Origin of the sequence: Planococcus antarcticus DSM 14505 (assembly GCF_001687565.2) — a bacterium.
In the GTDB taxonomy this organism is placed as follows: domain Bacteria; phylum Bacillota; class Bacilli; order Bacillales_A; family Planococcaceae; genus Planococcus; species Planococcus antarcticus.
This window is the reverse complement of record NZ_CP016534.2, coordinates 2,015,873-2,034,805: the sequence shown is the minus strand read 5'-3', so window position 1 is coordinate 2,034,805 and position 18,933 is coordinate 2,015,873. Positions and strand designations below refer to the sequence as shown.

17 protein-coding genes, 1 pseudogene and 1 CRISPR repeat array are annotated in these 18,933 nt (G+C 37.8%); of the genes and pseudogenes, 10 read left to right on the top strand and 8 right to left on the bottom strand.

Features of this window, described 5'->3' with window-relative positions; all coding sequences use genetic code 11:
- Window positions 1-315 precede the first annotated feature (315 nt).
- From cas9 to BBH88_RS10150, 4 genes are read left to right on the top strand one after another with little or no spacing between them, the layout of a single operon-like run.
- A complete protein-coding gene (gene cas9, locus BBH88_RS10165; RefSeq protein WP_006828302.1) occupies window positions 316-4,317 on the top strand; it encodes a type II CRISPR RNA-guided endonuclease Cas9 in 4,002 nt (1,333 codons plus the stop codon).
- Complete coding sequence (gene cas1, locus BBH88_RS10160) at window positions 4,314-5,198, top strand: type II CRISPR-associated endonuclease Cas1 (protein WP_006828301.1); 885 nt, start codon at window positions 4,314-4,316, stop codon at window positions 5,196-5,198. The genes cas9 and cas1 overlap by 4 nt, the downstream gene beginning before the upstream one ends.
- Before the next feature lie 17 nt (window positions 5,199-5,215).
- The gene (cas2, locus tag BBH88_RS10155) at window positions 5,216-5,524 is read left to right on the top strand and encodes a CRISPR-associated endonuclease Cas2 (RefSeq protein ID WP_006828300.1); all 309 of its coding nucleotides are present in this window, start codon (window positions 5,216-5,218) and stop codon (window positions 5,522-5,524) included.
- Window positions 5,521-6,387 (top strand): hypothetical protein, encoded by an 867-nt coding sequence (locus tag BBH88_RS10150; RefSeq protein ID WP_006828299.1) that lies wholly within the window; start codon window positions 5,521-5,523, stop codon window positions 6,385-6,387. Before cas2 ends, BBH88_RS10150 begins: the two co-directional genes overlap by 4 nt.
- A 20-nt stretch (window positions 6,388-6,407) precedes the next feature.
- A CRISPR array of direct repeats spans window positions 6,408-7,832; the repeat unit is 36 nt; unit sequence GTTTTAGACCAATGTAATTTTAGAGAGTAGTAAAAC.
- A gap of 122 nt (window positions 7,833-7,954) precedes the next feature.
- Here the strand turns inward: BBH88_RS10150 and BBH88_RS10145 are convergent.
- A protein-coding gene (locus BBH88_RS10145; RefSeq protein WP_154669139.1) for an IS3 family transposase occupies window positions 7,955-9,099 on the bottom strand; the annotation gives its coding sequence in 2 pieces (ribosomal slippage) (window positions 7,955-8,853 and window positions 8,853-9,099; 1,146 coding nt in all).
- A 177-nt stretch (window positions 9,100-9,276) separates the two neighbouring features.
- Here BBH88_RS10145 and BBH88_RS10135 point away from each other — a divergent pair.
- Window positions 9,277-9,945, top strand: a complete 669-nt coding sequence (locus tag BBH88_RS10135; RefSeq protein WP_065536833.1) for a hypothetical protein — start codon at window positions 9,277-9,279, stop codon at window positions 9,943-9,945.
- A 372-nt stretch (window positions 9,946-10,317) separates the two neighbouring features.
- On the opposite strand, the gene BBH88_RS10130 is transcribed toward BBH88_RS10135, so the two are convergent.
- The 3 genes and pseudogenes from BBH88_RS10130 to BBH88_RS20040 form a co-directional block, all read right to left on the bottom strand.
- Entirely contained in the window at window positions 10,318-10,644 is a 327-nt protein-coding gene (locus tag BBH88_RS10130) for a helix-turn-helix domain-containing protein (RefSeq protein ID WP_006831551.1), read from the bottom strand.
- A gap of 17 nt (window positions 10,645-10,661) precedes the next feature.
- On the bottom strand, window positions 10,662-11,108 hold the full coding sequence (locus BBH88_RS10125) for a hypothetical protein (RefSeq protein ID WP_006831552.1): 447 nt from the start codon (window positions 11,106-11,108) through the stop codon (window positions 10,662-10,664).
- Window positions 11,109-11,329: 221 nt separating this feature from the next.
- Window positions 11,330-11,586: pseudogene (locus BBH88_RS20040) on the bottom strand (recombinase family protein); the annotation flags it as partial.
- Window positions 11,587-11,843: 257 nt separating this feature from the next.
- Here BBH88_RS20040 and BBH88_RS10120 point away from each other — a divergent pair.
- The 3 genes from BBH88_RS10120 to BBH88_RS10115 all read left to right on the top strand — a co-directional run bounded on the left by BBH88_RS10120 (window position 11,844) and on the right by BBH88_RS10115 (window position 13,668).
- Window positions 11,844-12,467, top strand: coding sequence for a hypothetical protein (locus BBH88_RS10120; RefSeq protein WP_065536834.1), 624 nt, complete (start codon window positions 11,844-11,846; stop codon window positions 12,465-12,467).
- The gene (locus BBH88_RS19815; RefSeq protein WP_269148233.1) at window positions 12,457-12,582 is read left to right on the top strand and encodes a hypothetical protein; all 126 of its coding nucleotides are present in this window, start codon (window positions 12,457-12,459) and stop codon (window positions 12,580-12,582) included. The genes BBH88_RS10120 and BBH88_RS19815 overlap by 11 nt, the downstream gene beginning before the upstream one ends.
- Window positions 12,583-12,774: 192 nt before the next feature.
- Window positions 12,775-13,668 (top strand): nucleotidyltransferase domain-containing protein, encoded by an 894-nt coding sequence (locus BBH88_RS10115; RefSeq protein ID WP_065536835.1) that lies wholly within the window; start codon window positions 12,775-12,777, stop codon window positions 13,666-13,668.
- An 11-nt stretch (window positions 13,669-13,679) separates the two neighbouring features.
- On the opposite strand, the gene BBH88_RS10110 is transcribed toward BBH88_RS10115, so the two are convergent.
- The gene (locus tag BBH88_RS10110) at window positions 13,680-14,282 is read right to left on the bottom strand and encodes a Cap15 family cyclic dinucleotide receptor domain-containing protein (RefSeq protein WP_065536836.1); all 603 of its coding nucleotides are present in this window, start codon (window positions 14,280-14,282) and stop codon (window positions 13,680-13,682) included.
- A gap of 159 nt (window positions 14,283-14,441) precedes the next feature.
- On the bottom strand, window positions 14,442-15,059 hold the full coding sequence (locus BBH88_RS10105; protein WP_065536837.1) for a recombinase family protein: 618 nt from the start codon (window positions 15,057-15,059) through the stop codon (window positions 14,442-14,444).
- Window positions 15,060-15,329: 270 nt separating this feature from the next.
- Here BBH88_RS10105 and BBH88_RS19910 point away from each other — a divergent pair, with 270 nt between their 5' ends.
- Both BBH88_RS19910 and BBH88_RS10095 read left to right on the top strand, forming a co-directional pair.
- Complete coding sequence (locus tag BBH88_RS19910; RefSeq protein WP_331243358.1) at window positions 15,330-15,614, top strand: GNAT family N-acetyltransferase; 285 nt, start codon at window positions 15,330-15,332, stop codon at window positions 15,612-15,614.
- A gap of 441 nt (window positions 15,615-16,055) precedes the next feature.
- Window positions 16,056-16,637, top strand: a complete 582-nt coding sequence (locus BBH88_RS10095; protein ID WP_065536838.1) for a sigma-70 family RNA polymerase sigma factor — start codon at window positions 16,056-16,058, stop codon at window positions 16,635-16,637.
- Here BBH88_RS10095 and istB read toward each other — a convergent pair.
- Together istB and istA are read right to left on the bottom strand one after the other, a co-directional pair.
- Window positions 16,632-17,384 (bottom strand): IS21-like element ISSau9 family helper ATPase IstB, encoded by a 753-nt coding sequence (gene istB, locus BBH88_RS10090; protein WP_083387728.1) that lies wholly within the window; start codon window positions 17,382-17,384, stop codon window positions 16,632-16,634. The two genes, BBH88_RS10095 and istB, sit on opposite strands and share 6 nt — an antisense overlap.
- Entirely contained in the window at window positions 17,377-18,924 is a 1,548-nt protein-coding gene (gene istA / locus BBH88_RS10085) for an IS21 family transposase (RefSeq protein WP_456291191.1), read from the bottom strand. Before istA ends, istB begins: the two co-directional genes overlap by 8 nt.
- Window positions 18,925-18,933 lie beyond the last annotated feature (9 nt).

Here is an 18,933-nt window from a genome sequence, read left to right as displayed (position 1 = left end):
AATTAAATGTAGAGAAGCTTGCATTACCGTACCTCAAAGAAATTCGTATTAACCATAGAGGGAGGATCAGCAGTATTATACAAAAGAACTATTAAATATGGGTAATTTGTAACTTATTATTTTTATTTTTAAAAATTTGGAAGTTATGATAGAAGAAGGAAATAAAAAAGCCACCGACGAAGTCGATGGCGGAGACCTCATAGGGCCAACTTTTACGCTTTAAGCTTATTTTAACGTACCAATGTAATGTTACAGAGTAGTAACACTCTTAGCGTACATTTTCTTTTGAAAAATGTAAAGGGGGAATATTTTGAAATGAAGAACTATACGATCGGATTGGATATTGGAGTTGCAAGCGTTGGATGGGTTTGTATAGATGAAAACTACAAAATTTTAAACTATAACAATCGTCATGCTTTTGGTGTCCATGAATTTGAATCTGCTGAGAGTGCAGCTGGTAGAAGGCTCAAACGAGGAATGAGAAGACGTTATAACCGTAGGAAGAAGAGGTTGCAACTACTTCAGTCACTATTCGATTCCTACATAACCGATTCGGGATTCTTTTCAAAAACAGACTCTCAACATTTTTGGAAAAACAATAATGAATTCGAAAATCGAAGCTTAACGGAGGTTCTTTCTTCTTTGAGAATTAGTTCTCGTAAGTATCCGACTATTTATCATTTGCGAAGCGACTTAATTGAATCCAATAAAAAAATGGATTTGCGTCTGGTTTATTTGGCATTACATAACTTAGTGAAGTATCGTGGTCATTTTCTTCAGGAAGGAAATTGGTCAGAAGCTGCTTCTGCAGAGGGAATGGATGACCAACTTTTAGAGTTGGTGACTCGTTATGCAGAATTAGAGAATTTATCACCCTTAGACTTAAGTGAGTCACAATGGAAAGCTGCAGAAACATTGCTCTTAAATCGCAACCTTACGAAAACAGACCAATCAAAAGAGCTAACTGCCATGTTCGGAAAAGAGTATGAACCGTTTTGCAAACTTGTTGCTGGCCTAGGGGTTTCGCTTCATCAGCTATTTCCGAGTTCGGAACAAGCACTCGCTTATAAAGAAACCAAAACCAAAGTACAGCTCTCCAACGAAAATGTGGAAGAAGTTATGGAATTGTTGCTAGAAGAGGAAAGTGCATTGTTAGAAGCAGTCCAACCTTTTTATCAACAAGTTGTTCTTTACGAATTGTTAAAAGGCGAGACGTATGTAGCAAAGGCAAAAGTCAGCGCATTCAAGCAGTATCAAAAAGATATGGCTTCTCTTAAGAATTTACTGGATAAAACATTCGGTGAAAAAGTCTATCGTTCTTATTTCATCTCCGATAAAAACAGTCAACGTGAATATCAAAAATCGCATAAAGTCGAAGTGCTCTGCAAGCTTGACCAATTTAATAAAGAAGCGAAATTCGCAGAGACGTTCTATAAAGACTTAAAAAAACTGTTAGAAGATAAGTCGAAAACTAGTATTGGAACAACAGAAAAAGATGAGATGCTACGGATTATCAAAGCAATCGACAGCAATCAATTTCTTCAGAAGCAAAAAGGGATTCAAAACGCTGCCATTCCCCATCAAAACAGTTTGTATGAAGCAGAGAAAATTTTACGGAATCAGCAAGCTCATTATCCATTTATCACAACCGAGTGGATAGAAAAAGTAAAACAGATACTTGCATTCCGTATTCCGTATTACATCGGACCGCTAGTCAAAGATACCACTCAGTCGCCATTCAGCTGGGTCGAACGAAAAGGAGATGCACCCATAACTCCTTGGAATTTTGATGAACAAATTGATAAAGCAGCATCTGCTGAAGCATTTATATCCAGAATGCGTAAAACCTGTACGTATTTAAAGGGTCAAGAAGTGCTACCTAAAAGTTCACTGACTTATGAACGCTTTGAAGTGCTTAACGAACTAAACGGCATCCAACTGCGAACAACAGGTGCAGAATCGGATTTCCGTCACCGTTTATCTTACGAGATGAAATGTTGGATCATCGACAACGTATTTAAGCAATATAAAACGGTTAGTACCAAACGCTTATTACAAGAGTTGAAAAAAAGCCCATACGCAGATGAACTTTATGATGAACATACAGGGGAGATTAAAGAGGTATTTGGTACACAAAAAGAAAATGCTTTTGCAACAAGTTTAAGCGGGTACATTTCGATGAAATCGATTCTAGGTGCAGTAGTTGATGATAATCCGGCAATGACCGAAGAACTTATTTACTGGATAGCCGTGTTTGAAGATCGCGAAATTCTTCACTTGAAGATTCAAGAAAAGTACCCTTCGATTACGGATGTTCAGAGACAAAAGCTAGCACTTGTAAAACTTCCAGGATGGGGCCGTTTTTCTAGGTTATTAATCGATGGACTGCCACTTGATGAACAGGGACAAAGTGTCCTCGATCATATGGAACAGTATAGCTCTGTCTTTATGGAGGTATTAAAGAATAAAGGGTTTGGACTGGAAAAGAAAATTCAAAAGATGAATCAACATCAAGTAGATGGAACGAAAAAAATTCGCTACGAAGACATTGAAGAGCTGGCGGGTTCACCCGCATTAAAACGAGGGATATGGCGTTCGGTGAAAATTGTCGAAGAACTAGTCAGCATATTTGGTGAGCCAGCTAACATCGTTCTAGAAGTGGCTCGTGAAGATGGCGAGAAAAAAAGAACGAAGAGTCGAAAAGACCAATGGGAAGAATTGACGAAAACAACGTTGAAAAATGATCCAGATCTGAAAAGCTTTATTGGAGAAATCAAAAGCCAAGGCGATCAACGTTTTAATGAGCAACGTTTCTGGTTGTATGTCACACAGCAAGGAAAATGTTTGTATACAGGAAAAGCATTGGATATTCAGAACTTATCGATGTATGAAGTAGACCACATCCTGCCACAAAACTTTGTGAAAGACGATAGTCTTGATAACTTAGCACTCGTCATGCCGGAAGCGAACCAGCGTAAGAATCAAGTTGGACAAAATAAAATGCCGTTGGAAATCATTGAGGCTAATCAACAATATGCTATGCGTACATTATGGGAGAGACTTCATGAGCTGAAGCTTATTTCCAGCGGAAAGCTAGGACGTTTGAAGAAACCCAGCTTTGATGAAGTTGATAAAGATAAATTTATCGCGCGCCAATTGGTTGAAACACGCCAAATTATTAAACACGTCCGAGACCTTCTCGATGAGCGATTTTCAAAATCAGACATTCACTTAGTGAAAGCAGGGATTGTCTCTAAATTCAGGCGCTTCAGTGAAATACCGAAAATACGTGATTATAACAACAAGCATCATGCAATGGATGCACTATTTGCCGCTGCGCTCATTCAATCGATTCTAGGTAAATATGGAAAAAACTTTTTAGCGTTTGACCTGTCTAAAAAAGATCGTCAAAAGCAGTGGCGTTCAGTCAAAGGAAGCAACAAAGAATTTTTCTTATTTAAAAACTTCGGGAATTTAAGGTTACAGAGTCCTGTAACTGGAGAAGAAGTTTCAGGAGTTGAATACATGAAACATGTCTACTTCGAGCTACCGTGGCAAACAACAAAAATGACACAAACTGGGGACGGAATGTTCTATAAAGAAAGTATTTTTTCACCTAAAGTAAAGCAAGCAAAATACGTCTCACCTAAAACTGAGAAGTTTGTTCACGATGAAGTGAAGAACCATTCTATTTGCCTAGTGGAATTTACATTCATGAAGAAAGAGAAAGAGGTGCAAGAGACTAAGTTTATAGATTTAAAAGTCATTGAGCACCATCAATTCTTAAAAGAACCAGAAAGCCAATTAGCAAAGTTTTTAGCAGAAAAAGAAACAAACAGTCCGATTATCCATGCACGAATTATCCGAACGATTCCAAAATACCAAAAAATTTGGATAGAACATTTCCCGTATTATTTCATCTCGACGAGAGAGCTGCATAACGCACGTCAATTTGAAATATCTTACGAGTTGATGGAAAAGGTAAAACAGTTGAGTGAACGTTCATCGGTCGAAGAATTAAAAATAGTTTTTGGACTTTTAATTGACCAGATGAATGATAACTATCCAATTTACACGAAAAGCTCCATTCAAGATCGAGTGCAAAAATTTGTGGATACGCAGCTCTACGATTTTAAGTCATTTGAAATAGGATTTGAAGAACTGAAGAAAGCTGTTGCTGCAAATGCCCAGCGTTCAGATACGTTTGGAAGTCGGATTTCGAAAAAACCAAAGCCTGAAGAAGTAGCTATTGGTTATGAATCTATCACAGGCTTAAAGTACAGAAAGCCAAGAAGTGTAGTTGGAACAAAGCGATGAGTTGGCGAACGGTTATTTTAGCCAAGGAAGCTAAGCTAACGTTACGTATGGGGCATTTGATTGTTTCAGGAGAAACAGTAAATCGGGTTCCCTTAGAGGAGATAAGTTTTCTTTTAATTGAAAACCCAAACATCCAATTGACCGGTCATCTCATTAATGCGTTATCGCACCACCACATTGTTACGTTAATTTGCGATGCCAACATGAAACCTTCATCTGTAGTGAATTCTGTCTATGGTCATCACCGGCAGAGTCGGATAATTGCCCAACAAGCTACTTGGACGGAAGAGAGAAAAGGAATGTTGTGGCAAGAAATCACTAAACAGAAAATTGAGAACCAACGTCAGTTGTTAATTCATTTAAAAAAAGAAGGCATTGATGAACTGTCCATGTTCCGAGATCAAGTAGAGGTTTTTGATACAACTAATCGCGAGGGGCATGCGGCAAAAGTATATTTTAATCGACTGTACGGGCAAGATTTTACCCGGAGCATAGATGAGCCGAGGAATTGGGCGCTAAATTATGGCTACGTGGTCATACACTCACTGATTGCGCGTCAAATTGTCAGCCGTGGTTACTTGACGGAGTTGGGAATTTTCCACGCAAACGAATTTAATCAAATGAACTTAGCTAGCGATTTTGTCGAGGTTTTTCGACCACTTGTCGACTATATTGTCCATGAACACATTACCGATACTTTTGGAAAAGACGAAAAACGAAAAGTATTGAAGATGTTGGAATATAAAGTTCAAATTCGCAACTCAAAACAATTCTTACAAGCAGCAGTCCAAGTATATTTGGATAGTTGCTTGCAATACTTGAACGATGGCCACAAAGAAAAATTGTTATTTCCGATTTTAGACTTTCCAAAAGCGAGGTGAGGGGCGTGCACCGGATTATGAGATTGATTGTCATGTTTGATTTGCCGGTACAGTCTTCTGCAGATCAGCGAAACTACAGAAAGTTTAAGAAGTTTCTTCATATTAATGGGTATTCCATGGTGCAGTATTCCATCTACTCGAAAATCGTGATGAATCATTCAGCGTTGCAGTTTCAAAAAAAGAAGTTGCAAGTAAATCTTCCAACAAAAGGACACATAACAAGTTTACTGGTGACAGAAAAACAATTTGCCAATATGGAACAGCATAATCGACCAGTCAGACAAGAAGAGCAAATTGATACCGTTGAGAGGACCATTGAGCTATGAAGTGGCATTCGAATTTATTTGAAGTAATTCCATTGGTCGAGGGTGAAGTGAATGTCATCGCGTTTGCGGATTTAGAAAAGCAATTTGCTTATAGACAATTGGTCAAAAGTTGGTCGGCTCATCAACGTATGGACTATCCCTTCTGTCTGTTGACCATCGAGGGAAGGGAAGTGGCAGCTAAAGAGCTCAATATTTTGTCATTACAGGGCGGAGGACTGGAGTTTTTTAAAGACAAGCATCATGCAAAGCAGTTAATCGAGCTAATGAAATTTGAATTGGAAAATTCACCAGAACTGCTAGAAGTCTTCACAGTGCTTCAGGGTGAATTGGAGAAAGCATTCGAACAATGTGTCGTGGAATTTGAAGGGATGGAATTGCAACCATCAACGGAATTAATCAGCTTCGAACAGTTAATAAAAATAGCCCCAATCGAAGTGCGAACAGTATCAGATGAACCGATGGGAGCTTATCAATATCAATCCTTCCTATTGAAAAGCTGGCTTCACTTAGTGCATAATAAAGCTACCAATGTATGCTTTTATGATTTTCCTGAAAATGAATTAAACAAATCAGAACTAAAAGAACTTTTTCAATTTGCGACAAGTCAAGCGTGTACGATGATTTGTTTGACGACAAGTCCTCAAGTCATTAATCAAGTAGGGCTTTCAAATGTTCATTTAATTAAGCGAACAGGCGAACGATATTCGATTGAAACGCTTCATGAAGAGTTGAAATTATTTTTCGAAGATACGCCAGAATCACTTAAATCTTTAGCGAAAAATCTAGCTTACAGCGACCTTCATGAAGAGTACATCATGCTTGATCAAAAGTGGTGGGAGTTCTTAACCAGTAGAATGTGCTAATACTGCGCTCAAAATTTGAGGTTTTAGACCAATGTAATTTTAGAGAGTAGTAAAACCCAGCAACTTGAGCAGATGGCTCAAGTTGCGTTTTAGACCAATGTAATTTTAGAGAGTAGTAAAACACACCTTGCTTCTCGAATAGTACAGCTTATGTTTTAGACCAATGTAATTTTAGAGAGTAGTAAAACAAACTATTCAAGCGTCGGAATGTATCTCGTGGTTTTAGACCAATGTAATTTTAGAGAGTAGTAAAACATGGTGGTTTATATACTGGCGCTCCTGAATGTTTTAGACCAATGTAATTTTAGAGAGTAGTAAAACTATTGAACTTAATGGAACAGCAGAATCTACGTTTTAGACCAATGTAATTTTAGAGAGTAGTAAAACACTTGATAGCTGAAAGCTACACTGCTGATAGTTTTAGACCAATGTAATTTTAGAGAGTAGTAAAACCTTTCGTCAAACCTGTGGACGACTGACCTGGTTTTAGACCAATGTAATTTTAGAGAGTAGTAAAACTTGAAATGATGAAAGCCCAGTTCGAGAACGGTTTTAGACCAATGTAATTTTAGAGAGTAGTAAAACCTCAAACGCCCCCTCCCGATCAATCTTGGGAGTTTTAGACCAATGTAATTTTAGAGAGTAGTAAAACCCACTTGGAAAGATAATAACATTAGTAAGTGTTTTAGACCAATGTAATTTTAGAGAGTAGTAAAACTAAACTAAAGCAAATCGTAGCGATGGCGGGGTTTTAGACCAATGTAATTTTAGAGAGTAGTAAAACTTTTGCCACCACCTTTTAGATTCCTAATAAGTTTTAGACCAATGTAATTTTAGAGAGTAGTAAAACTAAAGCACGTAAGCAAATTGATTCTGTGGAGTTTTAGACCAATGTAATTTTAGAGAGTAGTAAAACTATAGATTGCCTAAACCCAAAATGTAATAAGTTTTAGACCAATGTAATTTTAGAGAGTAGTAAAACCATGGTAGATGATTGGAATACCATGTTGCAGGTTTTAGACCAATGTAATTTTAGAGAGTAGTAAAACACATTGACCGCATCGAGCGCACGGGTTACGGTTTTAGACCAATGTAATTTTAGAGAGTAGTAAAACACACGTTCCTTTTTATTCATTTTCATCGATGTTTTAGACCAATGTAATTTTAGAGAGTAGTAAAACTGCAGCCGATGAAGGAACGTCATACTGGCCGTTTTAGACCAATGTAATTTTAGAGAGTAGTAAAACCAAATCCACAACTATCCCTTTGTGGTCATAGTTTTAGACCAATGTAATTTTAGAGAGTAGTAAAACTGAGAACGTAACAGATCAGCGGCTCGACTGGTTTTAGACCAATGTAATTTTAGAGAGTAGTAAAACTTGTTTGTCATTTTGTTTTCCTCTTTTCGTGTTTTAGACCAATGTAATTTTAGAGAGTAGTAAAACGAAAAAGCGCGTCTCTCATAGATTTCCTACGTTTTAGACCAATATAATTTTAATGAGTTCCCAATAAATGTACAGCATATTTTTTATTTCTCAAAAACGATGGTTGGTAAGTCAACACTAAATCAAACAACTTTTTTAAGGGCTGCGTTTCGATAAGTGACAGGGCTGGTGTAGCCTAAGCTGCCGTGTAAACGAATATGATTGTACCAATGGACGTAATCAAATAGCTCAAGTGATAGCTGATTAAGGGATTCAAAGTGCATGCCGTTGATCAGTTCCGTCTTCAGAATCTTAAACGTAGCTTCTGCCACCGCATTGTCATAAGGGTTTCCTTTTTGACTCAGCGAACGTTCAATTTGATGCGTCTCTAGTAAGGCATCAATACCGGCATTTTTAAATTCAGATCCACGGTCTGTATGGAAAATGTTCACGGCTCCCAGGTCGCTTTTGACCGTCGCGAAGGCACGCTGAACTAAAGCAGCGTCTTTTCGCTCACCCAGACTGTACCCGACAATTTCACGGTTATAGAGATCGAGAAGGAAACAAATATAATTCCACCGGCCGCCAACCTTCACGTACGTTAAGTCACTAACCAATACGGCACTTTTCTCTGTTGGATTGAATTCACGGTTTAATACGTTTCGATACGTTGCTTCGTTAGGAGGCGTAACCATCGGCTTGTACGAAGGCAGTGCGTATTTCGATTGGATGCCAAGTGTCGCCATGAGGCGTCCAATACGACGTCTCGAGACGATCCAATTCTTTCTGATCTTCAGTTCTTCTTTCAGTTTACGCGTCCCATAGACACGGCGATTCTCATGAAAGATTGCCCAGATTTCATCTTTTAATTCTTGTTCTGCTCGCGCTTTTTGGCGTTCTTTTTCTACTGAAACGGACGTTTCATAGTAAAAAGTACTGCGAGCGATTTGCAGGACATTACACATTGCTGATACCGAATAGAGGTGTTGATTCTGTTGAATGATCTCTATTTTCGTCCCATGATCAGCGCTGCTTGCTTTAAAATATCCACTTCCATCTCCAACTGTTTGTTTCGTTTCTTGTAGGCAAGTAATTCTGCCTCCAGCGGGCTTCGATTATCCTTCTCTTCGAATGAACCCGTTCGATTGAATTGGGCAATCCATCGATCGAGTGCGGAAGCCGTTAGGTCATATTCTCGGACAATATCTACCCGGCTTTTTCCACCTGCGTGCAGTGCAACCACCTGTTTTTTAAATTCTGCAGAAAATGTGCGTCTCTTTTGGGTCATAGTAGATTCTCCTCACGTATTGTGGACTATTCTACGCCCCCTTATTTTTTCTGTCCAATTAAGTGTAGACTATCCATTATTGATGACGCAAGAGGTGAAATCTATAGAGGATTTCTGATTGGTGAAACATCAAGAGTTCCGTTTAGCCAAGCACTTCATATCGAGAATGAGGCATTCATGCTACGGGATCCGGAACAAGAGCTTTCTTTCCGAAAGACGTTCAAAGCGAATTTCTTGGAAGCTGTGGAGAGAAAAAGGGAAAGGGAGAAACGGATTCTTGAAGACCAAGCGCAACAAAACGCACTTCTCCAAAGAATCAGAGAAGAAGAGAAAGAAGCGGCAGTTGCCCCAGTAGAGGGAGAGAAGACAGAAGAACTTCAAGAAGCTGTTCCACAAATCGAACCGTCGGTTTCCTTACCGCGAGCAGTTTTAGCATCCACTGCCATGAGTCCACAGGAAAAAGAATTGGATGATCGTTTTCGCCAGTACTTTTATGAGTTAAATAGAGGGAAAGTCCAAAACTTATCCTCACACGTTCCTGAAAAGAAATATAGAGAGTTTCTGGAAAGAATGAGAACGACACGAATAGAAGGCGCTAGTTATATCTTGTCTTCCAATCATGTTTGGAGACCGATTATTTTAACGTGGTTAGAAGAGAACTATTACTTGGAAAACTGGAAGGTTTCTGTGCAAATAATAAGAGACGTTTTAAAAAATGCTCGAGTTGAATTTACAGAAAACCGTGAAGAGATTTTAAAAGTACCCATTAAAGATTTTCTTACGGTCTACCAAAAATCACTTAAAAAAGACTTGAAAGTAAAAAGTAGCTTCAGTATAAAAAGTTGAAAAATTGAAGTATACAGGATGAAGGGAGACTGAAAATTGAAATGTTCTAAATGTGGGAAAGAAAATAATAGCTATATGAAAAAGTGTAAGTACTGCGGAAATAGGTTTGTTCCTTCAGAGCCATCTGATAATGTGCTTGGACATTGTGAATGTGGTTGTCCAGTGCCATTAACCAACGGAAAAGGGTATTGTGTCAATTGCAAGGAGGAAGTATACAGTTTTGAGTTAGGCTCTTACTAAGTAACGAATCCTTTGGCTTAAATGATGGTGTTCTGTATTTCAGGTCATGAAATCATATGAAAAAAATAGAACTAGAGAAGATATGCTTCTATCTCTCTGGTTCTATTTTGAGTTTCTACTATATATAGATGTCTATGAATGAATTAAATCTTTACCTTTAGGATTTTCCTTAAATGTAGGAGTTAAATCTTCGAGACCACCCAAAGCCACGAAAACTTTGTCGTATGTTTCGGATTTGATGTTATCAGCACCACTTTCAATTTTCGACAGCGTCGCCTGTGTAAAGGTATCTCCATGTTCTTTGATCATAGCGACAACCTCTTTTTGGGTCAAGCCTAGTTCAAGGCGTCTCTTGAGTATTTTTTTTCCCATAATAACAGAAATTTTATTCAAGTGTTCATTTACTTTCGGCACTTGTCTTAAGATCCCCATCACATCGTTATAATTCTTATTTGCCATTTAAACCCTCTCCTTTTTTACTCAGGTTTAAAAAATTCAACCATCATTTTTTCACTCGCACTAATTGCATGTTCAAAGTCTCGTGAATAGGTCTCCTGCTTGATAACAGCTTTTGTGAAGTAAATAGATTGGTTTCCTTTATCATCTTCTTCATAGAAAAAGATAGCTCGAAAAGCTCCTACGGGTCTCCAATTCGCTCGTGCTTCCATCAGTGGGGGATGGTGGTTCAGTTCTTTTACCACATCGACTAGTGTGATGGGATTCCCTACCGAGCTGATACCGTATAACGTACGTTTTTCTATAGGAGGAACTCCTATGTCTTTCATGTAATCAAATAGCTGGGCTATACGAGCTGCAAGTTCGGCATAATCTTCATCGTTCATTCCTCTATCAGCAATGGAAGTGATTAAGTCTATGACTTGTTGATTACCATGTTCATCTGCTAAGAATTCAATTTCTACCATAATTATATCACGTGGAATATAAATTTTCTAATAAATTATATTCTGTGTAATATATTCACCTCCTTTTAATTGAAATATAGAGTTACACTATACTAATAGCTCTGATAAAGGAAAAAGAGTTTCTTCTATTATATAGTGTTACCTGTTTCTTCTTCGAGCGCTTTGACCAATTTATAAAAACTGGTCTTTTTAACCCCGGCTTCTTGCATGCCTCCACTGCTCTTAACTCTTTGGCTTTCCATTCCTTCACGCTCCCGTTTCCGGATGAGTTCGCTTTCTCTTCTGTCATCCAGGAAAGAATCTGTAAAACTAAGTCTACAATAAATGTTCCCATGCTGTCTTTGTATTAAGTGGTATCAAGTAACGGCAAATCCAGTACCACAATATCGGCTTCAATATTTTCAGTAAGATTACTTCACTCCTGGAGGAGCTCTTCTTTGTTCCGGCCGAACCGATTGAGTGAATGGTCATGCAATAGAAAGGCAAAGCATAAGTTTAGAAACACAACACAATAGCAATTGTGTTGCATGTCAATTTAAAAATTGAATATTATTTAATAAGGAGTAATAAATAGTCTCGAACAGACACGACCTTAGAAAATTTTATTTAATATGAAAATAGGGAATACGATTTAAGTTCATAAATTATTGAAACTTTATGATTGTGATGCCGTATTAGATAAGACTAGTGAGAGAGATATTAAAGAATATATAAATTCAGTGGAGGAGAATATGGGTGTCTTTTAGCGAACTTACATTAAAACTATTAATACTGTTAATCCCAGGAGTTATAGCAATATTGGTAATCGATTTGTTTACCAATCATTCAAAAAAAGATTTAAAATACTTTCTCCTTCATTCTTATTTGCTGTCTATTATTGCTTACTTTATACATTCTCTTTTTAGTCATAATTCATTTTTTGTTAATATTTTAGATTCTCGCATTAACATTGATCTTTCGGTAGTAATCCATGTTTCTATAATAGGCTTCCTTTTAGGAGTTGTGCTGTCATATTTAATAAATTATAAAATTTTATATAATTTAGCTGCTAAATTTAAGCTATCCAAAAAATTTGGAGATGGAGAAGTATGGGAAAGTATAATATCTAACAATGACGTTTCTTGGGTGACCATTCGAGATAACAAAAGTAGATTGACTTATTTAGGTAAGATTCTCCATTTTTCAGATGTACCAGGTAAGAGAGAGTTAGCATTGACAGAAGTTGATGTTTTCACTGAGGACAGCGATTACTTGTATAGTCAGCAACTAATCTATTTTGATTTTGTAGTAGGAGAAAATTTAGTAATAGAAATTGGTAATTCGTATAATATAAACGAGGAGGTCGAAAATGATGCCTAACAAAAATACTAAAGAAAACCGTCATGGAACCAACATTAATAATTATGGTTCAAAAAAAACCGAAGTCAGTACTGCTAAGCCACCAACACCTCCACCTCAAAAGAAAAAAGACTAGAAATTCGATGAATCGATATAATTTTATTTGAAATATTACCGTTATAAGTGGTGATAATTAATATTTCACTTGTTAGTGAAAGAAGAACTTGTAATTAGAATTCCAAAATCAAGGTTAACTAAACTTTTAAGTGAGTTATATTTATTTTCTTATTATAAAATGAACAACCAAAGAGGAAATGGGAGGAATAGCATGTTTGAATTTAAATCAAATTTAGAAGATACTTTTCAGAATTGGTCCAAACCAGCAAGTGAAAATGAAGAATCGAAATGTGAAAATGCGATTAGGATGATTAGAGATGCCTTAAGTAAATCAGCAGCTCTAAAAAACCGCGGAATTCAATTGATTCCAAAAGGTTCTTATCATAACAATACTAATGTAAGGCTAACTAGTGATGTAGATATCGCTGTGAAATTAAAAGACGTATTTTTTGCAGATTATCCAGATGGGCAAGGCCATAAAGACTTCGGTAATTCAGACGCTGATTATACCTTTGCTCAATACAGGAGTGATATTGAAGCGGCTATAGTAAACCATTTTGGGATTGAAAACGTTGAGCTGGGAAATAAAGCAATACAAATAAATTTTAATTCGTATCGCGTAGATGCAGACGTTGTTCCTTGTTTTGAGCATCGAAGATATTCTCTAGGTGGAAGTTACCTTACTGGTACTGAATTTCAGACAAGGCATTCACAAAATAGAATCATCAATTTTCCTGAACAACATTATATTAATGGAGTAAGGAAAAATACTGAAACTTCTAGGCGGTACAAGAAATTGGTACGTATTTTTAAAAGACTAAGATATAATCTATTAGATGAGGGATATGCAGTAGAAAAAGTATCGTCTTTTTTAGTAGAATCACTTATTTGGAATGTGCCGAATGATAGATTTAACAACGCTACACTAACAGAGGATGTTCAAAAATGTTTTGATTACTTAATCGAAAAAACATCAAGTGTTGAAAAGACAAAAGAGTGGGGGGAAGTATCGGAATTGTTATATTTATTCCGTGCTAATCGAAAATATACTTTTAGTGATACCCATAAGTTTTTAGTCGAAGGTAGAAAATATTTATTTAAATGAAAAAACTCCCATTATGCATGGGAGTTTTTCTTTGACGTTCTTTTAAATTCCATTTTTCCGGTAGTGGCTCTTCCAGTCCAATAATGGCCTTCTAACTTTATTTCACCGTCATGTTTAATTCTTAGTTTTACTGCGCCGTCATGTTTTGGATTTATTTCTCTGTCTTTATCAGCGTCATTCCCGTAAAGGTAGCACAAATACTTTTGTTTACCTTCATCAATCGATATATCACTGACATTACTACTACTGTAAGATTTATTTGTTTCCAAACGTATATGTATACTCTCAAATTCATGAAATATCTCCATTTTCGCAGGGATAGGCTCACCCGGCATACCGGTATCAGGATAAATATAGTTTGAATATAAATGTCCTTCCCATTTTCCGCCAAGGAAAGGTATAGTAGTCAGCCATTTATAAAAAAAATTTGGTGCTAATTTCCATATAAGCTGTTTAAAAATGAGTTTATCAATTAATAAAGTCGCTCCTGCTGCACTCAATGCTGTCGCAACAATGCTAATATCAAATACTTTGCCTTTTAATGCCCATATAATAATAAAGATAGCTAAAGCTAATAAAAGAAGCGTTCGGGAATAAAGCTGTTTGTCGTACATATAATTCCTCCAATATGTTTTCGTTCCGAATTAGAATGTTCTTTTATGGTCAAGAAGTTCCTTTTTACTTTAATGCACCATCAGTAGATTTAATAGGTTAAGCTTCATTAAATTTTCTTGAGAGTACTTATTAGCTAAAAGATGATTGAGTTTCTTCTATTATAATGTGTTAGCTGTTTCTTCTTCGAGTGCTTTGACTAATTTATAAAAGCTAGTCTTTTTAAATCCAGCTTCCTGCATAGCTTGCACCGCTGTTAACTCTTTTGCTTTCCATTTTCTATAAATTTCTTTAAATTCCTCTGAGACAAGAACAGGGGTCCTGCCAAACTGAATGCCATTTTGCAACGCCAAGTCAATTCCTTCACGCTGTCGTTTTCGGATGCGTCCTCGTTCCTCTTCAGCCATCCAGGAAAGAATTTGTAAAACCAAATCTGCAATAAACGTCCCCATGCTATCTTTGTATTGGGTCGTATCCAATAACGGCATATCCATCACAATAATATCAGCTTCTAATATTTTCGTGAGGTCATTCCATTCTTCAAGAATCTCTTCTTTGTTCCGACCAAACCGATCCAGCGAGTGGATGTACAAAATGTCGCTTTTTCGAATAACTCTTTTGAGCAATTGATAGTTCGCTCGCTCAAAATTCTTTCCACTTTGCTTATCCAAATAAATGTCCCGTTCATTGATGCCCATTTTACGCATGGCTTCCAATTGACGGCCTTCATTTTGATCTTTGCTGCTGACACGTATATAACCAAATTTACGATGTTCCATAATTCACCTCTTAAACGATTGTTTCCCTTAATTATACCTGAAAACCGTTCGTAAAAGTATGTGCAATTTCGCGAACGTTCGTAAAGTGTTTTGATACGTTTACGAACGCCTTTTTTGGTCGTTTTCAGCCCTTTTCAAAGCGTTCGTAAAAGTGTACTTTTACGAACGCTTTTATTTTCAAAATTATCTAGCTATTTTTTAGTCTCAAGTACATTTAATGTTAGAATTTGTTTATTGAGGAAGTCTTTTAAATTATAAGGAGGAGTACTTGTGGACATTCAATATTACACTTTAGATTCGATGCTTGATTATGATGTTTTGAATGGAATTATAGATCTGCATAAAACCATTTTTGAAACTGCTGACGGACTAAATGAAAAAATAAATAATGAGGATAAGGTGCTAATTGTTGTCGCTATAAATAATATTAAAGTTATCGGATATAAGATTGGATACCAGCTTAACGATGATACATTTAATAGTTGGTTAGGTGGTGTGGATATTAATTTTAGAAAGTACGGTATCGCTTCTAAATTAATGGAAAAACAACACTAATATTTAATTAAGGCTGGATACAGTGTTGTTCAAACAAAAACAATGAATAAATGGCGAAACATGCTCTTGTTGAACATTAAATGTGGGTTTGATGTTATCCATACTTACACGGATGAAAAAGGATTGCATAAAATTGTGCTTGAGAAAAAACTACTTTACTAAAATAAGCCTTAAAAATATATAGGTTTACATTTCAATACTTATCAGAAGCTACATAGATACACTGGAAGAAAAGAGGTTAATCAAATCACCCTTTCTTTTTTCTGTAAAGTTAAATCAATGGAACAGAGCGTGCTCTTGGACCCTTTTTTAGAAAAACCCCTCGAAAATTAAATATCTTTCAAAATATTTTTTAAATATGAAACCGGAATCCATTTTCCCTCGTCTTAGGGGTACTCAAAAGTAGAGTGGACAAAAAACCAAAAGAAAGGAGGGCGTTTAGTGACTGAACTTGCACAGACCGACTATTCAAGAAGCAATCAGGAACAGTGGCTGTCCGATCTGATGGATGAATACGGAGATCGTTTGACAAAGCTGGCCTATAGTTACCTCCACGACTGGGGGAAATCACATGAGATTATCCAAGACGTCTTTTTGACTTGTTATCAGCAGTACAATACACACGAAGAAATTCAATCCTATAAAGCGTGGATTTACCGGATCACCATCAACCGCTGCAAAGATGTGTTGAAAAGTTCCTGGGCAAGACGGGTCGTGGTCAACAACAGTTTGTTCCAGTTCCTTCAGTCGAAAGAGCCGTCACCCGAAACCGCTTCACTGAAAAAGGACGCGGACATTCTGTTGGCTGAAAAGGTCATGGGGCTGCCGGTCAAGTACAGGGAAATCATCCATTTACATTATTATGAAGAGTTGTCTGTCCTAGAAATTTCACGGTTGCTCAAAACCAACGAAAATACAGTGAAAACCCGCTTGAAAAGAGGGCGCGGCCTTCTGGGAGAAACGGTGTGTATTTCGCAAATGAAAATTGAGCCACAACGCAATTTAATTTTGAGCCACTTATGAATGGTTGTTTTCGAGCCATTTTTTCGTTTCTCTCATTCGATAAGAAGGACCTACCATATTCACCACATGTGATTTGTGCGTCAGCCGATCCGTCAATGCTGCAGTCAAAATGGGGTCATGAAACACTTCCTCCCATTTCGCAAACGATAGATTACTTGTGATAATGGTCGAGGATCGCCCTGCACGCAAAGATAAATGCGTAAAGAGTAATTCAGCGCCTTCTTTATCGAAGGAAATGTAGCCCAATTCGTCAATGATGACAAGGTCGTACTTCTCAAAGCGCAATTCGAAAGAGCGCAAGGTCCGTTCGGACCTACTTTCTTTCAATTGATTGATCAAGGAAGAGACACTCGCAAAATATACCTTGTAACCAGCCAAACAGGCTTCTACTCCTAAGCCGATAGCCAAGTGGCTCTTGCCGGTGCCAGGGGAACCGGTCAGAATCACATTCTGCCCAGCTTTAATGAAATCAAGCGTCTGTAAGTTGGGCAGTTTTTGTTGCGCATCTGTGGGCAGCGCTTGGATCTCAATCTCCTCAAGCAGTTTCTTCTCCGGAAAGTTGGCACGGCGGATCCGTGTTGATTTCGATCGGATCCAACGGTCTTTCTTTTCTTTTGTTAATACTGTATATAACAGCTCGATTGCAGCTGTCGTTTCTTCAAATCCTTCATCTTCTTCAACCAACTCACGGATCCCCGGGAGTCGTAATTCTTTGCACATATCAATGACTTGTTGCTTTTTATCCATGTTCAAGCACTCCTTCATCGACTTGTTTGAACATCGCTGAAAAGGCTTGGATGTTTTGAAGCGCCTGTTCGACTGTCTCATCTTTTTGTAGAGGTACCGTAGGTACTAAATCTGTTTGTTCGCTCAGAAAAATTAGCTTTTCGGTCGTAATTTCACCGAGACCTTTTATCTCAATCTGTCGTGCAGCGGTCATCACGTTATCCAACTGATTTTTCTCTCGTACATAGAGGAGTAGCTCTAGAAAATCTCTCTCTTTTCCGATATAATGGTTTTCGAAGAGTTTTTTAATTTGATTTGGTGCTTGGCTCAAACATTCACTTTGAGCTAAAGCGCCTTTTTTCTTTGTGAAGGTTTTTATGTAGTGATAGAGATTCATTTCCCATTGATGGACACCCCAATTTCTCCGATGTTCTGCAACGAGTTCGCCTTTAATAAAGAGCCGGACTGCATCTGCGCTGACCTTGGCACGGATCCATGCGCCTACATTGCCCTCGGGTACGGAGTACCGATTTTGTTTAATCATGACGGTGCTGTATTTATCTACCCGACATTCCAAGACTTCCGAAACATCGAATGGCAGAGGGAGCGACTCTTGAGTAGCTGTTGCTTTTTCTTGCTCTTTCAATTCCACATGAGCGATCTTCTTTTCGTGGTGGATTCGTTTATTGAGCGATTGAATCGTTTGGCTTAGACGTTTCCGGGCGTCTTCCAGGGAAGCGAACGCAATATCATATGAAAATGCTTTTCTGCGGACAACCTCGACACTCCGTTCTACGTGTCCTTTCTGGTTTCCTTTTCTTGGCTCGCAGAGCCGTATCCGGAATCCGTAATAATTGGAGAGGTTGATCATTCCATCCGTGATCTTCCGGTCTGTTCCGACAAACGATTTCACCACGGTTCGCATATTGTCGTAAGTGAAAACAGATGGGACGAAACCTAAGTGGTCAATCAGCTTGGTATGGGCATCCTGCACACAGATCATCGTCTCGGATTCATAAAGCAGCGCAAATCGGTAATTGCTGTAAGCCAAGGTGAAAACCGCTAAGGAATAGGATTTCTGTTTCCCATCAATTACTAGTTTTACTTCTCCCCAATCAAATTCTACTTCCCAAGCTGCTGAATAGCGTTGCCGAATAAAAACCTCTTTCGCTCGCATCTCCTCGATATTGACGAAATTCCGAACCGTCGTATAGCCGATGTCATATCCTTCTTCTTGCAGTTTTTCATACATATCAATCTTTTTCATTTGTTGCTTGCTCATGTTGTTTTTGCGTTTCCATTCATTGTCTTGAATGAATCCTCTGAGCCTGTCTATAATCTCCTCTGTCATTTTGCGTTTTACCCCATCCCTTTTCTTGTAGGAGGGAGCCGATAAGATATCCTCTGTAACCGGCAGGTTACGGACATCGGTTGCCTTGCTCTTCTCAAAAGCTTCGATGTATTTTGAAACGGTGTTTCTGGAGACCTTCACTTCAGTGGATATTTGTCTTTGGCTGACATCTTGAAGATGCAGCTGAATCACCTGTTGCTTCTTGTTCAATGTAATCAC